The sequence below is a fragment of the Streptomyces sp. NPDC002671 genome, from assembly GCF_053592475.1.
Window position 1 is genome coordinate 146655 of the sequence record NZ_JBSFVU010000007.1, and the last position, 14901, is coordinate 161555.

Sequence of the window (14901 nt, forward strand, 5' to 3'; positions counted from 1 at the left end):
TCGGGGGATACAGAGACATGACGACTTGGTGGCGGAGAAAGCGGGTACAGGCGCGGGCCTGGCAGGCGGCACGGCTCCAGTGGCGGGCGGACCTCCGGCGCTTCCAGGCCGCCCAGCGCGAGGCCCGGAAGAAGGGGGGCACCCCGGCCGACGACCACCCGGACCCGCCGGCCACCGGCTTCGCCCTGCTGCCCTGGCTGCTGATGGGCCTCGGGTCCTTCTCCAACCTGCTGGAGGGCAAGGCCTCGAACCCGTGGGTCGGCGGCCTGGGCCTGCTCGCCTTCAACTCCCTGTACATCTACGTCACTTTCCGCTGCTTCGTGCGCGAGACGCGCGAGGCGGTCTCCACCCGGGTCGCGCTGCTGCTCATGGGCCTGCTGACCACGGGCCTGGCCCTCGGGTACGGCGGCAACTGGCTGATGTTCTTCCCGCTGCTCGGCCTCGCCACGGGGGCCTCCCTGCGCGGCCCGTGGCTGGGACGCGCCGGCCTGCTGCTCGCCGGGTACGCCGGTGCCGTGTCCGCCGTCCGGGACGGCTGGGACGCGGTGAACATCGCCTACGGCACCTTTCTTTCGACCATGGTGACCGCCGCGATCCTCAGCCTGTCCGAGGCCGTGCGGGAACTGCGGGCCGCCCGGGAGGAGCTGGCCCGGCGAGCGGTGGAGAAGGAGCGGCTGCGCTTCTCCCGCGATCTGCACGACCTGCTCGGTCACACGCTGTCGGTGATCGTGGTGAAGTCGGAGGCGGCCCGGCGGCTGGCGCCGCGCGACATGGACGCGGCGCTCGCGCAGATCACCGACATCGAGTCCGTGGGCCGGCAGGCGCTGACCGAGATCCGCGAGGCGGTGACCGGCTACCGCCAGGGCAGCCTGGCCACCGAACTGACCCGGGCCCGCTCGGCGCTGTCCGCAGCGAGCGTGCGGCCGGTGGTCCGCCAGTCCGGGACGCCGCTGGCCCCGCAGAGCGAGGCGCTGCTCGGCTGGGTGGTGCGCGAGGCCGTCACCAACGTGGTCCGGCACAGCGACGCCACCTGCTGCGAGATCACCATCGAGGGCGCCGCCGAGCGGGTACGGCTCACCGTGTGCGACGACGGCACCGGCAAGGCCGTGGCCCGGCCCGGGGCCGCGGAGGGCATCGGCGGCACCGGCCTCATCGGGCTGACCGAGCGCCTCGCGGCGGCGGGCGGCTCCCTCACGGCCGGCCCGTCGCCGCGCGGCGGCTTCACGGTCACCGCGGAACTCCCGGTGGAGGAGGCGGAGTTCGTGGTGACCGGAGCGGGTGCAGGCGCGAGTGCGGGCGCGGGCGCGGGCGCGGGCCTGGCTACGGCGCCCGGGGGGTGCTGACCCCCCAGGTATCCGGCAGCACCCGGGACGACGCCAAGCTCCCGCCCCGGCGGGGGACCGGAGCTTGCCGTTCCCTCCGGGCCGGACCGTCCGCCGTACTCTGAGCGCATGAACGAGATGCCCCGGGACCACCGGACCGCCAAGTCCATCCGGGTTCTGCTCGCCGAGGACCAGGGCATGATGCGTGGCGCGCTCGCACTGCTGCTCGGCATGGAGGAGGACATCGAGGTCGTCTCCCAGGTGTCGTCCGGGGACGCCATCGTGGACGCCGCGCTGATCCACCGGCCGGACGTGGCTCTGCTGGACATCGAACTGCCGGGCATCAGCGGGCTCGACGCGGCGGCCGAGCTGCGCGAGCAGGCGCCCGACTGCCGGGTGCTGATCCTCACCACCTTCGGCCGGCCCGGCTACCTGCGCCGGGCGATGGAGGCCGGGGCTGCCGGGTTCCTCGTCAAGGACGGTCCCGTGGAGGAACTGGCCGCGGCCATCCGGCGCGTGCTCACCGGGGAGACCGTGGTCGATCCGGCGCTGGCCGCCGCCGCGCTCAGCGCCGGGCCCAATCCGCTGACCGCCCGGGAGTGCGAGGTGCTGAAGGCGTCCGTGGACGGGGCGACCGTCGCCGACATCGCGGCCCGGCTTCATCTGTCCGAGTCCACCGTGCGCAACTACCTTTCCTCCGCGATCGGCAAGACGGGGACGCGGAACCGGGCCGAGGCCGTGCGGGAGGCCCGGCAGCAGGGGTGGCTCTGAACTCCCGGCGGTGCTACTTCGTCACCTCCGCCGACGCGTAGGACGTCCCTGCCGGCGCCGTGCACACGAACCAGTTGGCCCCCTGGAAGCCGTCGACCGAGCGGATCGCCGATCCCATGTTGCGGAGGGAGAAGCCGTAGGCCCGCTCGGCCACAGCCGTCGTGCCGTCCTTCCAGTGGCAGGTGACCTGCCGGGCGGTCTTGGCGACCATGCCGATCACCAGTCGGCCGGAGGTCTCGCCGCCGTAACCCAGACGAGTCGCGATGGACTCCATGTCCGTGCCCGAGAACTGCTCGAACTTCTTGACCGTGTTGAACACCACCTGCTGCGGTCGGTTGTCACCCCAGCCCCGGGTCGCGAAGTACGAGATCTTGCCGATCAGGTCGGCGGGCTTGCGAACGTCCGCCGGCTTCAGGCCCAGCTCGGCCATGGCGTCGAACTGCCGGTCCGCCTCGGCCTCGTTGCGCGGTGCCCCCCACACCTGGACGCCGACGCTCCACTCCTTGCCCTGGTAGGTCCCCCGTCCGAGCTCGGTCCGCTGCGGCTCGTACACATGCCGCGCCTCCGCCGAAGCCGGCGGCTTCGCCACGTTCGCGTGCCGGTCCGCGTGCCCGTCTCCCGGCAGCCCGGTCACCGCCAGGGCACCCGTCGTCCCAGTCAGCACCAGTGCCGTCGTCGCCGTCACCGCCCAGCGCCGCGCCTTGCGACGCCGGCCGCCCCGCATGACCGCCTGGACGGGGGCTATGCCGATCTCGACCTCGTCCGCGGCGTCCGCGAGAAGGAGGGCGATGTCGGTCTGTGTCATGTCGTACTGCTCCCGGTCCGCGCTCATCACTTCCGCCCTCCGTACGTCACCGTCTCGGCCAGTCCCGGTATGGCACGCAGCTTCGCGATCCCCTTGGCCGCGTTGCTCTTGACCGTGCCGACCGAACAGCCCATCGCCTCCGCCGCCTGCGTCTCCGTCAGGTCCTCCCAGTAGCGCAGGACCACCGCCTCCCGCTGCCGCACGGGCAGTTGGGCGAGCGCCTTGAGCAGGGTGCTGCGGTCGTCGGCCTGCGCGATCCGGTCGCCGGTGTCGGCCACCTCGTGCAGCAGGCCGGAGTCGTCCTTCGGGGCGAGGAACTCCTTGAGTTTCCTTCTGTGCTTGCGCGCATGCATGTTGATCATCACGCGCCGCACGTACGCCTCCGGGTCGTCGGCCGAGCCGACTTTGCGCCAGGCCGCGAAGACCCGTTCGAGCGTCGACTGGACCAGGTCCTCGGCGGCGTGCTGCTCCCCCGTGAGAAGAAATGCCGTACGCATCAGCCGCGGCCAGCGGCCGACCATGAAGCTCTGGAACTCCTCGTTCCGAGCCCCCTTCCGATCCCCCATGGGCACCTCCTAGATGTCAAAAGGAGTCCATGAGGCATGTGGTTCGTTGCCTCCTCCTCCGCACAACTCACGGAAATTTTCCCGGCGGAGGAGGAGGCAGGGGACCGGCGGTGAGCTACACCGCCCTCAGCAGCGTCACCACCGCCGCCCCGCCCAGCCCGATGTTGTGCGCGAGCCCCACCCGGGCCCCCGCCACCTGCCGCTCGCCCGCCTCGCCGCGCAGCTGCCAGACCAGCTCGGCCGTCTGCGCCAGGCCGGTCGCGCCCAGCGGGTGGCCCTTGGAGATCAGCCCGCCCGACGGGTTCACCACCCACCGGCCGCCGTACGTCGTCGCCCCCGACTCCACGAGCTTGCCCGACTCCCCCGGCGCGCACATGCCGAGCGCCTCGTACGTCAGGAGTTCGTTGACCGAGAAGCAGTCGTGCAGTTCGACCACGTCCACGTCCTCGATGCCGAGCCCGGCCCGTTCGTACGCCTGCCGGGCCGCCGCCCGCGACATCGGCTGCCCGACCACGTCGATGCAGGAACCGGACGCGAAGGACTCCTCGGTGTCCGTGGTCATCGCCTGCCCGGCGATCTCGGCCAGGCCGGTCAGGGAGCGCTCCTCGGCGAAGCGTTCCGAGACGACCACGGCCGCCGCCGCGCCGTCCGAGGTGGGCGAGCACTGGAGCTTGGTCAGCGGCCGGTGCACCATGCGCGCGGCGAGGATGTCGGCCAGCTCGTACACGTCCCGGAACTGGGCGTAGGGGTTGTGCGCGGAGTGCCGGTGGTTCTTGGCGGCGACCGCGGCGAGCTGGGCCTCGGTGGTGCCGTACTTCTCCATGTGCTCGCGGGCCGCGGCGCCGAAGATCTGCGCGGTGGGCGGGTTCGCCTCGAAGCCGTGCCGGGCGGCCATGATCCCGTAGTGCCGGGCGACGGGGGAGGTGGAGCTCCAATCATCAGCGGCTCCGCCGCGGGCGCCTCCGTCGGCCCCGCCCCCCAGCGCGCCCTTCTTCATCTTCTCGAAGCCCAGCGCGAGCACGCAGTCGCAGGCGCCGCCCTCGACGAGCTGGCGGGCCAGCATGAGCGCGGTCGCGCCGGTCGCGCAGTTGTTGTTGACGTTGTAGACGGGGACGCCGGTCAGGCCGAGCTCGTAGGCGGCGCGCTGCCCCGCGGTCGAGGGCTGGAAGCAGTAGCCGACGGGAACCTGTTCCACATCGCCGTAGAAGATCCCGGCGTCCGCCAGCGCCGCGCTTCCGGCCTCCCGCACCATGTCCCAGTACTGCCAAGAGCGACTCTCGGGCTTCTCGAATCGGGTCATTCCGACCCCGGCGACATAGGCCTTCATGGCGGGCCAGATTAGAACGCGTTCCAGTAACTCACCACCCCCTGACGGAAGTTCAGATACCCATGAGCGGGTCAAAAATCCATTAGGGGCCCGAAGCAACGGAATAGTTGCCTGTGCATACGAGGTTTACCGAGCACTTATCTAACGGGAGGCCTCACTCAATGACCCACACGTCGACCGACCAGCCCGGCAGGAAGGTCAGCGGGGCCGTGGTCCCGGTGCTCGCCTTCGCGGGCATCACGGTCGCGGTGATGCAGACCCTGCTCGTGCCGGTCATCAAGGACCTGCCGCAGCTGCTGCACAGCGCGCCCAGCAACGCCACCTGGGTCCTGACCTCGACCCTCCTGTCCGGTGCCGTCGCGACCCCGATCATGGGCCGGCTCGGCGACCTGTACGGAAAGCGGCGCATGCTGATCCTCAGCCTCGCCGTGATGGTGGTCGGCGCCCTGGTCAGCGCGGTCACCAGCCAGCTGCTCACGATGATCGTGGGCCGTACCCTCCAGGGCTTCGCCATGGGCGCGATCCCGCTCGGCATCGGCCTGATGCGGGACATGCTGCCGCGCGAGAAGCTCGGCTCGGCCATGGCCCTGATGAGTTCCTCGATCGGCGTCGGCGGCGGCCTCGCCCTGCCCGCCGCGGCCCTGGTCGCCCAGCACACCGACTGGCACGCCCTGTTCTACGGCGCCGCCGGCCTCGGCGTGCTCTCCATCGCCCTGACCCTCCTCGTCGTCCCCGAGTCCCCGATGCGCGCGGAGGGCTCCTTCGACCTGCCCGGCGCGCTCGGCCTGTCCACCGGTCTGGTGCTGCTCCTGCTGCCGATCACCAAGGGCAGCGACTGGGGCTGGTCCTCCGGCACCACGCTCGGCATGTTCGCCGCGTCCGTCGTCGTGCTCGTCCTGTGGGGCATGTACGAGCTGCGCGTCGACGCCCCGCTGGTCGACCTGCGCACCACCGCCCGCCGTGAGGTGCTGCTCACCAACCTCGCCTCGATCATGGTCGGCGTCAGCTTCTACGTCGTCTCGCTGGTCCTGCCCCAGCTGCTGCAGCTGCCCACCGCCACCGGCTACGGCCTCGGCCAGTCCATGGTCGTCGCGGGCCTGTGCGTGGCCCCGCTGGGCCTGACGATGATGTTCACCGCACCGGTCTACGCCCGCCTGTCCGCCCGCTACGGCCCCAAGGTCACCCTGATCACCGGCCTGCTGATCATCGCCCTCGGCTACGCCGGCGGCCTCGGCCTGATGGACGCGGCCTGGCAGACGATCGTCACGTCCGTGGTCCTCGGCGCGGGCATCGGCCTCGCCTACTCCTCGCTGCCCGCGCTGATCGTCGGCGCGGTCCCGGCCTCGGAGACCGGCGCGGCCAACGGCCTGAACACGCTGATGCGCTCCATCGGTACGTCCGTCTCCAGCGCCGTCATCGGCATGGTGCTGGCCAACACGGCGAACAACGTGGGCGGGATCGAGATCCCGACCATGCACGGCTTCCGCGTCTCCTTCCTGATCGCCACGGCGGCGGTCGCGGTGGGCCTGCTGCTCGCGGTGTTCCTTCCGAAGGCCGCCCGGCCGGCTCCGCAGCAGCACACGCAGCTGCGGGCGAGCAGCGAGGAGGACGCGAACCTGGAGCACGCCGAGGAGGTTCTGCGCGGCTTCCGCGGCCGGGTCCTGGACGCCGACGGCGCGCCGGTCGCCCGCGCCAAGGTCACGCTGATCGACCGGCGGGGACGGCAGGCGGGCGCCACCGTCTCCGACGAGGACGGCAACTACGCCCTCGCAGTGCCCGCGCAGGGCGCGTACGTGCTGGCCGCGAAGGCCGCCGGACACGGACCGCTCGCCTCGTCGGCGACCCACCACGGTGAGGAGCGGACGGTCGACCTGGACCTCTCCCTTCCGGGCGAGACGGTCAGCGCCTGAGATCCATGCCATACGTACCCCCTGTCGCTTCGGCGGCAGGGGGTACGACAGCATGGGCGCCCAGAACGCCGTACAGCCGAGCCGTGCAGCCGAGCCGTACAGCCGAGACCGAGTCGTACGACCGAAAGGCCCCCATGCCCGCCACCGCCCCCAAGCCCGAGATCCTGGCCGCGTTCGAGGCGGCGAAGGGATTCATGCCCGTGGACGAGGGGCTGGCGCTGTACGCGGCGGCGGTGGAGGCCGGGCGGCTCGGGCTGCCGCTGCTGGAGGTGGGAACCTACTGCGGGCGGTCCACCGTCCTGCTCGCCGGCGCGGCCCGCGAGGCCGGGGTCACGGCGCTCACCGTCGACCACCACCGCGGCAGCGAGGAGCAGCAGCCGGGCTGGGACTACCACGACCCGGAGACCGTCGACCCCGAGCTCGGGCTGATGGACACGCTGCCGACGTTCCGCCGGACGCTGCACCGGGCGGGCCTGGAGGAGCACGTGGTGGCGCTCGTCGGCCGCTCCCCGCAGATCGCGGCGCTGTGGAACACGCCCCTCGGTCTCGTCTTCATCGACGGCGGCCACACCGACGAGCACGCGAGCGCCGACTACGAGGGCTGGGCGCCGCACGTCGCCGGGGGCGGCCTCCTCGTCATCCACGACGTCTTCCCGGAGCCGGAGGACGAGTTCACCGGGCAGGCGCCGTACCGGGTCTATCTGCGGGCGCTGGAGTCCGGCGCGTTCACGGAGGTCTCGGTCGCCGGGTCGCTGCGCGTCCTGCGGCGAACGGGAGCGGGATTCTGAGGCCGAGGTTAGAGTCGCAGACGTGTCGTACGTAGGCCCCGAGTTCGATTACCCCCAGCCGCGCCGCCCCCGGCGCGGCCCGCTGACCGTGGCGCTCGCCGTACTGGTGCCGGGCGCGCTGCTCGGGTGGGTGGTGTACGGGCAGGTGGGCGGCGGCGGTTCGGGGCACTCGGACCGTACGGCCGCCCCCGAGTCCTCCTCCCCCTCGACGTCGTCCTCCCCGTCGGCCGCCCCGAGCGACGACGCCAAGGGCCCGAACCAGTCACCCCCGGCCCCCGTGCCCGCCGGATCCAAGCCGCTCAAGGGCAAGGTCGTCGTCATCGACCCGGGGCACAACCCGAGCAACTTCCAGCATGCGACCGAGATCAACCGCAAGGTGAACATCGGGACGAACTGGAAGGAATGCGACACGACCGGGGCATCGACCAACTCCGGGTATTCCGAGGCCCGGTTCAGCATGGACGTCGCGCACCGGCTGCGCACGCTGCTGGAGAAGCTGGGTGCCACGGTGAAGCTGACCCATGACGGCACGAGTCCCGCCTGGGGGCCGTGCGTCGACGAGCGGGCGCGGATCGGGAACACCGCGCGCGCGGACGCGGCCATCTCCATCCACGCCGACGGCTCGGTGCAGGGCAACCGCGGATTCCACGTGATCCTGCCGGGCTCCGTGCACGCGGGCGCCGCCGACACCCGCCCGATCGTGGGCCCTTCGCGCGATCTCGGTGAGCGCGTTGCGGGCAACTTCCTCCGCGTCACGAGCGAGCCGCCCTCCAACTACCTTGGCGGCGGTACCGGTCTTGTCACACGTAAGGACCTGGGTGGTCTCAATCTGTCAACAGTGCCCAAGGTGTTCATCGAGTGCGGCAACATGCGGGATAGCAAGGACGCGGCACTGCTGACCAGCGGCGCCTGGCGGCAGCTCGCCGCGCGAGGGATCTCTGACGGAATCGTGAGTTTCCTGCGCGAGTCGTGACCGCGGGCGGATCCGGCCCTACACCGTGATCACGCGGACGATAGTGTCTACCGACGACGAGACGACCTACGAAGGACCTTTGAAGTGAATATCCGCTCCCTCACTAGAGGCGACGGCGTGGTGATCGGGGCAGCGGTATTGCTGTTCATCGCGTCGTTCCTCACCAACTACTCGTACGACGGCATCTCTGACAGCGACCTGCCGAACCTCTGGGAGAGCGGCCCGGTCCTGATGGGCGTCGTCCTGGCGGGGATCATCGGCGCCGCGCTAGTCGTGTTCTCCCGTGCGCTGCCGCAGCCGCCGAAGGTCGCGGGTCTCGAACTCGGCGCGTTCGGCGCCGCGTTCACGGTGTTCGCCGCGTGGAGCGCGCTGGGCAACGTCATCGACCCGGTCGGCGGTCTGAACAACGTCGGGGGCGGCTCGGACAGTCACGCGCCCGACGCCGGCACGGGCCTGATCCTCGCCCTCGTCGCCACGCTCATCATGGCTGCCGCCGCCGTCGCCACGCCGCTGGTCCCGGCCCTCAAGGCCGGGCTGGTCCCGGCCGCCAAGCCGCAGGCCCCGCAGCCGTACGGCGCCCAGCCGCCCGGCGGTTACGGCTACCCCGGCGCCCCGGCCGCCCCGCAGCAGCCGTACGGCGCCCAGCCGCAGCCGGGTCAGCCGTTCGGGCAGCCCGGCCCGCAGGCCGGTCCGCAGGCCGGTCCGCAGGCCGCCGCTCCGGCGCAGCCGCAGCCGGCCACCGCGGACTTCTCGCCGTTCTGGTTCGCCGTCCCGGCGGCCCGCCCGCTGTTCGCGGAGGACGGCTCGCCCAACGCGATCGCCGAACTGGCGCCCGGTACCTGGTACTTGGCGGTCGAGCAGCGCGGTGCCGCGCTGGTCGCGCAGACCCAGGACGGCCGCCGTGGCGTGCTCCAGGACACCTCCGGGATACAGCGCGGCTGACACGGGCAGCCAACTGCGCCACGGCCCCTCGCCCTTCCGGGTGGGGGGCCGTTGTCGTACAGTCGGCAGTCCCGAACTGACACCCCGTCAGGAGGCGTGACGCATGCGGCTCGGTCTGGCACTCGGTTACTGGGGACGCGGTCCGGGCGCGGACCATGTGGCGCTCGCGCAAGAGGCGGAGCGGCTCGGGTACGACTCCGTGTGGACGGCGGAGTCCTGGGGCTCGGACGCCTTCACCCCGCTCACCTGGATCGCGGCGCAGACCTCAAGGATCAGGCTGGGTACGGCGGTTGCGCAGATGGCGGCGCGCTCCCCGACCACCACCGCGATGCACGCGCTCACCCTGGACCATCTCTCGGGCGGGCGGATGCTGCTCGGGCTCGGCCTGTCGGGGCCGCAGGTGGTGGAGGGCTGGTACGGCCACCCGTTCCCGGAGTCGCCGCTGACCGCGACCAGGGAGTACGTGGACGTCGTACGACAGGTGCTGCGGCGCCAGGCGCCGGTGGTGTCCGACGGGCGGTTCCATCCGCTGCCGTACCGGGGGCCGGACGGCACGGGACTCGGCAAGCCGCTGAAGCCGATCACGCACCCGCTGCGCCGCGATCTGCCGGTGCTGCTGGGCGCGGAGGGGCCGAAGAACGTGGCGCAGACGGCCCGGATCGCCGACGGCTGGCTGCCGCTGTACTGGGCGCCGAGCCGGCCCGAGGTGTACGGAGAGGCGGTGCGGGAGCTGCCCGAGCAGTTCCTGGTGGCGCCGCTGGCCCAGGTGCGGGTCTGCGACGACGTGGCCGAGGGGCTGCTGCCGGTGAAGGCCATGCTCGGCTTCTACATCGGCGGCATGGGCCACGCGGCCCGCAACTTCCACGCCGACCTGATGGCGCGCATGGGGTACGAGCGGGAGGCGCGGCGGATCCAGGAGCTGTTCCTCGCCGGGCGGCGCGAGGAGGCCGTACTGGCCGTGCCGGACGCCTTCGCCGACGAGATCTCCCTGGTGGGCCCGCGCGGACGCATCGCCGAACGGCTGGAGTTGTGGCGCAAGGGCCCGGTGACGGACCTGCTGGCCCTGGCACCGGACCCCCACACCCTGCGGGTGCTGGCGGAGCTGAACTCCTAGGGCAGTCCTACCCCTTGGTCAGCTGGGAGGCGGACGGCACCTGGTCCTTGACCGGGGCGCCGACGCTCGCGCCCGCGTCCTTCACCTTGCCGATGACGTCGTTGAAGGAGCTGACCGCGCCGGCGTCGCCCGCGCGGAGCTTGGACGGCAGGTTCTTCAGGGCCTCGATGCCGGCGCTGAGCGGCGCGAGCGCCTTGGAGAGGGCCGGGTCACCCTTGGCGTTGCTGACGGCGGCCTTGAGCCGGTTGTAGGTGAAGGCGCCGGCGAGACCGGCCTTGACCAGGGCCGTCTTGCGGCCGTGGGCGCCCTTCTTGAACTTGCCCGCCTTCCAGGGCTTCACGATCCACTGGTAGGTCGCGCCGGCCGCGAGGGCCGCGTTCGCCACGAACCGGGTCTTGGCGAACTTCTGGCGCTCGGCGGACGTCGTCGGGCTGGGGGTGTCGGCGGCGGGCACGGCGGTCACCGCCGTCGCGTCCCGCGTACTGCTCTTCTCGCTGCTTCCGCATGCCGTGGAACCGGCCAGCAGGGCGCAGCACAGGGTGAGCGCCACGGCAAGGCGCCGTATCGGTACGGGCACGGGGTCCTCCCGACGTGTCCTCCCCGAGCGATTGCTTCCTCCGGCAGGCTCACCCGGCCGGCCGGTGTGTGCCACTCAGGGGAACCCGTTCGGGTCTGCCCGGAGGGAACCCGTTGAGGGTTTAATTATCCGTTTCGCGGTAATCAGGCAGGTATGACCCCTCGTTATCGCTACCGCGGCGAGAATCCGGCCGGGCGGGTCATCGCAGGCGTCGCCGACGTCGTGGCGCTGATCCTCGGTCTGTGGATCCTCCTGTACCTGGTGCACGCGAACCGGTCCAACGGTGTGGTCCGGTTCATCCACGACGTGGCCGTGCAGCTGGCGGGCTGGACCCAGGACATCTTCACCTTCGACCAGGAATGGGCTCGGGTGGTCGTCGGTTACGGCCTCGCCGCCGTGCTCTACCTGTTCGTGGGCCATGCCATCGCCAACCGGCTGCGCTGACTATGCGCAGCAGTCGGGGTCCAGGCCCGTCGGCAGGTGGTCGCCGCCGAACACCGCGCACGTGGCGTCGTGGCCGCCGAGGGCGGCGACGGCCAGCAGGAGGGAGCCGGCCGTCCACGTGGTGAGTTCGAGGGGCCAGATCGCGTCGTCGTCGAAGACGTACCCCGTCCAGTACAGGCCGCTGTCCGGATCGCGCAGGTGCTGGATGGACTGGAGGATGTCCAGGGCCCGGTCGGATTCGCCCATCGCCCACAGCGCCAGGGCGAGTTCGCTGGACTCGCCGCCGGTCACCCACGGGTTGGGCACCACGCAGCGCACGCCGTAGCCGGGGACGACGAAGCGCTCCCAGTCGGCCTCGATGCGGGCCTTGGCCTCCGCTCCGGTCAGCACGCCGCCGAGGACGGGGTAGTACCAGTCCATCGAGTAGCGGTCCTTGTCGAGGAACCGCTCCGGGTGCCGTCGGATCGCGTGCCGCAGCGCGCCGAGGGCCAACTCCCAGTCGGGCTGCGGCTCTTCACGCTGCTCGGCGATGGCCAGGGCGCAGCGCAGGGCGTGGTGGACGGAGGAGCTGCCGGTGAGCAGGGCGTCCGCGGTGGGCGTGCCGTCGTCCTCGCGCCGCCAGCCGATCTGGCCGCCCGGCTGCTGGAGCGCGAGCACCCACTCGACGGCCGCATAGACGGTGGGCCACATGCGGTCGAGGAACGTGTCGTCCCCGGTGGCGAGATAGTGGTGCCACACGCCGACGGCTATGTAGGCGACGAAGTTCGACTCGCGGGCGCGGTCGGTGACGTCGTCGTGGGCGCCGTCCGCGTAGGCGGCGTACCAGGAGCCGTCCTCGTTCTGGTGGCGCGCGAGCCAGCTGTACGCCCGCTCGGCCGCCTCGTGCTCGCCGGCCGCGTCCAGGGCCATGGCGGCCTCGGTGTGGTCCCACGGGTCGAGGTGGTGGCCCCGGAACCACGGGATCGCACCGTCCTCCCGCTGTACGGCGAGGATGCCGCGGACGGTAGCGGCGGCCTGCTCGGCGGTGAGGACCCCGGGCAGGACGAGGTGTTCTGTCCGGGGGGTGGTCACTTGGCGACCGCCTCGGAGGCCGCAACGGCCTCGGCGCTCTCGTCGACCCGGGGCAGGTGCGGCTTGGTCGCGTAGACCACGAAGCTCTTGCCCATCACCGGGTTCAGCGCCTGCTCGGCGATCCGGGTGGCCAGCGGCTTCTTCATGATGTCCCAGACCAGCAGCTTGTGGTACGCCCGCACGGGCAGCGCCTTGTCGTTGTCGACGCCGAACGCGCACTTCAGCCACCAGTACGGCGAGTGCAGGGCGTGCGCGTGGTGGCTGCCGTACGGCTTCAGGCCCGCCTCGCGGATCTTCGCCACCAGCTCGTCGGCCTTGTAGATGCGGATGTGGCCGCCCTCGACCTCGTGGTAGGCGTCGGACAGCGTCCAGCAGACCTTCTCGGGGCCGTACCGGGGCACGGTGACGGCTATGCGCCCGCCCGGCTTGAGCACGCGCACCATCTCGGCGAGGACACCCTTGTCGTCGGGGATGTGCTCCATCACCTCGGAGATGATGACGACGTCGAAGGACTCGTCCGGGAAGGGCAGCGCGAGCGCGTCGCCCTCCATGGCCGTGGCGGTGGCGCCCTCGGGGGCCTCGCCGGCCTCCTTCATCGCCGCGAACCACTTGGCGACCTCGCGGATCTCCTCGGCGTTCTGGTCGAGGGCCACGACCTGCGCGCCGCGCCGGTAACACTCGAAGGCGTGCCGGCCGGCCCCGCAGCCGAGGTCCAGGACACGGTCGCCCGGGGCGAGCGGGAACCGGGAGAAGTCGACGGTCAGCACGTGGCCCTGCTTTCGGTGTAGACGCCTGTGGTGGCCGCGGGACGGCCCTCGGTGTGCGGCTGGGGGCGCGGGCCGCCGGAGCCGGCGATGGCCTCGCGGTAGCGGGCCACGGTGCCCTCGGCGGCCCGGGCCCAGGTGAAGCGGTCGAGGACGCGCTGCCGGCCGGCCCGGCCGAGCCGTGCCCGCAGCTCCGGGTCGCCGAGCAGCCAGGTCAGCCCGGCGGCCAGCGCGTCCGCGTCGCCGGGCGGGACGGCCAGGCAGGTCTCGCCGTCGCGGCCCGCGACCTCGGGGATCGCGCCGCCGGTGGTGGCGACCAGCGGGGTCCCGGTGGCCATGGCCTCGGCGGCGGGCAGCGAGAAGCCCTCGTACAGGGAGGGCACGCAGGCGACCTCGGCCGAGCGGATCAGGTCGACCAGTTCGGCGTCGGAGATGCCCTTGACGAACTCGACGGCGCCTTCGAGGCCGTAGCGCTCCATGGCCTGGGCGACGGGGCCCTCGGTGGGGCGCTTGCCGACGACGACGAGGTGGGCGGCCGGGTGCTCGGTGCGCACCTTGGCGAGCGCCTCCACGAGGAAGACCAGGCCCTTGAGCGGCACGTCGGCGCTGGAGGTGGTGACGATCCGTCCGGGCACCTGGGGGACGGCCGGATTCGGCGCGAACAGGTCGGTGTCGGCGCCGATGTGGACGACGTGGATGCGGTCGTCGCGGACGCCGAGATGGTCCACGATCTCCTGGCGGGAGGTGCCGGAGACGGTGAGCACGGAGGGCAGGCGGCGGGCCACGCGCTTCTGCATCCGGGTGAAGGCGTACCAGCGGCGCACGGACAGGCGGCGCTTGCGGTCCTCGGCCGCGTCCAGCTCCAACTGCCGGTCCACGGTGATGGGGTGATGGATGGTGGTGACCAGGGGCGCGCCGACGTCGCCCAACAGCCCGTATCCGAGCGTCTGGTTGTCGTGGACGACGTCGAACTCACCTGCGCGGGCGCGCAGATGGCGGCGGGCACGCAGCGAGAAGGTGAGCGGCTCGGGGAAGCCGCCGGTCCACATGGTGGCGACCTCGAGGGCGTCGATCCAGTCCCGGTACTCGTCCCGCTTCGGGGTGCGGAAGGGGTCGGGCTGGCGGTAGAGGTCGAGGCTCGGCAGCTCGGTCAGGCTCAGCCGGCCGGCGTAGGCGTCGTTCTCGTCCAGTACGGGGTACGGCTGGGAGCCGATGACCTCGACGCGGTGGCCGAGGCGGGCCAGCTCACGCGACAGGTGGCGTACGTAGACCCCCTGGCCGCCGCAGAACGGGTTCCCTTTGTAGGTGAGGAGCGCGATGTCGAGCGGTCGCTCGCCGTCGGCCGCGGGGTCCCTGTGGGCGCCCGCGGCCCGGGCCTCAGCGGTCACTCTGTGCCCCCTTCTGCCTGCACTGTCCCGCGAGACTATGACGGGACGCTAATCTAGAACAAGTTTCAGACTTGATCGTTCAAGAGGCTCTGAATCTACCGGCAGGTAGGGGCACTGTGAGCAGTGGATCAGGTGATTC

The 14901-nt window shown here is 71.8% G+C and carries 15 protein-coding genes; 8 read left to right on the top strand and 7 right to left on the bottom strand.

The genetic code is table 11. From position 1 onward, the window contains the following. Window positions 1–17: 17 nt before the first annotated feature. Complete coding sequence (locus ACWD35_RS12855; protein ID WP_451351227.1) at window positions 18–1343, top strand: sensor histidine kinase; 1326 nt, start codon at window positions 18–20, stop codon at window positions 1341–1343. Between the two features lie 117 nt (window positions 1344–1460). Beyond that, window positions 1461–2093 (top strand): response regulator, encoded by a 633-nt coding sequence (locus ACWD35_RS12860; RefSeq protein ID WP_451351426.1) that lies wholly within the window; start codon window positions 1461–1463, stop codon window positions 2091–2093. 13 nt (window positions 2094–2106) lie between these two features. Here the strand turns inward: ACWD35_RS12860 and ACWD35_RS12865 are convergent, their stop codons facing one another. From ACWD35_RS12865 to ACWD35_RS12875, 3 genes are all read right to left on the bottom strand, one after another. After that, complete coding sequence (locus ACWD35_RS12865; RefSeq protein ID WP_451351228.1) at window positions 2107–2925, bottom strand: hypothetical protein; 819 nt, start codon at window positions 2923–2925, stop codon at window positions 2107–2109. Then, entirely contained in the window at window positions 2925–3464 is a 540-nt protein-coding gene (locus ACWD35_RS12870) for a SigE family RNA polymerase sigma factor (RefSeq protein WP_451351229.1), read from the bottom strand. Before ACWD35_RS12870 ends, ACWD35_RS12865 begins: the two co-directional genes overlap by 1 nt. A 115-nt stretch (window positions 3465–3579) precedes the next feature. Further along, window positions 3580–4791 (bottom strand): lipid-transfer protein, encoded by a 1212-nt coding sequence (locus ACWD35_RS12875; protein WP_451351230.1) that lies wholly within the window; start codon window positions 4789–4791, stop codon window positions 3580–3582. A 161-nt stretch (window positions 4792–4952) separates the two neighbouring features. Here ACWD35_RS12875 and ACWD35_RS12880 point away from each other — a divergent pair, with 161 nt between their 5' ends. From ACWD35_RS12880 to ACWD35_RS12900, 5 genes are all read left to right on the top strand, one after another. Continuing rightward, window positions 4953–6701 (top strand): MFS transporter, encoded by a 1749-nt coding sequence (locus ACWD35_RS12880; protein WP_451351231.1) that lies wholly within the window; start codon window positions 4953–4955, stop codon window positions 6699–6701. A 134-nt stretch (window positions 6702–6835) separates the two neighbouring features. Further along, the gene (locus ACWD35_RS12885; RefSeq protein WP_451351427.1) at window positions 6836–7489 is read left to right on the top strand and encodes a class I SAM-dependent methyltransferase; all 654 of its coding nucleotides are present in this window, start codon (window positions 6836–6838) and stop codon (window positions 7487–7489) included. A gap of 22 nt (window positions 7490–7511) precedes the next feature. Next, window positions 7512–8462 (top strand): N-acetylmuramoyl-L-alanine amidase, encoded by a 951-nt coding sequence (locus ACWD35_RS12890; protein WP_451351232.1) that lies wholly within the window; start codon window positions 7512–7514, stop codon window positions 8460–8462. Between the two features lie 84 nt (window positions 8463–8546). Further along, window positions 8547–9404 (top strand): DUF5336 domain-containing protein, encoded by an 858-nt coding sequence (locus ACWD35_RS12895; protein ID WP_451351233.1) that lies wholly within the window; start codon window positions 8547–8549, stop codon window positions 9402–9404. A gap of 103 nt (window positions 9405–9507) precedes the next feature. Next, window positions 9508–10518 carry an LLM class F420-dependent oxidoreductase gene (locus tag ACWD35_RS12900; protein ID WP_451351234.1) on the top strand — a complete coding sequence of 337 codons (1011 nt, stop codon included), beginning with the start codon at window positions 9508–9510 and terminating at the stop codon, window positions 10516–10518. Between the two features lie 7 nt (window positions 10519–10525). Here ACWD35_RS12900 and ACWD35_RS12905 read toward each other — a convergent pair whose 3' ends face one another. Next, window positions 10526–11095 carry a hypothetical protein gene (locus ACWD35_RS12905; RefSeq protein WP_451351235.1) on the bottom strand — a complete coding sequence of 190 codons (570 nt, stop codon included), beginning with the start codon at window positions 11093–11095 and terminating at the stop codon, window positions 10526–10528. Between the two features lie 153 nt (window positions 11096–11248). Between ACWD35_RS12905 and ACWD35_RS12910 the strand changes: the two genes are divergently transcribed. Then, on the top strand, window positions 11249–11539 hold the full coding sequence (locus ACWD35_RS12910; protein WP_451351236.1) for a hypothetical protein: 291 nt from the start codon (window positions 11249–11251) through the stop codon (window positions 11537–11539). Here the strand turns inward: ACWD35_RS12910 and ACWD35_RS12915 are convergent, their stop codons facing one another. The 3 genes from ACWD35_RS12915 to ACWD35_RS12925 are packed head-to-tail and all read right to left on the bottom strand — an operon-like array spanning window position 11540 to window position 14762. Further along, window positions 11540–12610, bottom strand: coding sequence for a prenyltransferase/squalene oxidase repeat-containing protein (locus ACWD35_RS12915; protein WP_451351237.1), 1071 nt, complete (start codon window positions 12608–12610; stop codon window positions 11540–11542). It lies immediately after the preceding gene. After that, window positions 12607–13377 (bottom strand): class I SAM-dependent methyltransferase, encoded by a 771-nt coding sequence (locus ACWD35_RS12920; RefSeq protein WP_451351238.1) that lies wholly within the window; start codon window positions 13375–13377, stop codon window positions 12607–12609. Before ACWD35_RS12920 ends, ACWD35_RS12915 begins: the two co-directional genes overlap by 4 nt. Continuing rightward, window positions 13371–14762, bottom strand: a complete 1392-nt coding sequence (locus ACWD35_RS12925) for a glycosyltransferase family 4 protein (RefSeq protein WP_451351239.1) — start codon at window positions 14760–14762, stop codon at window positions 13371–13373. Before ACWD35_RS12925 ends, ACWD35_RS12920 begins: the two co-directional genes overlap by 7 nt. Window positions 14763–14901: the final 139 nt, after the last annotated feature.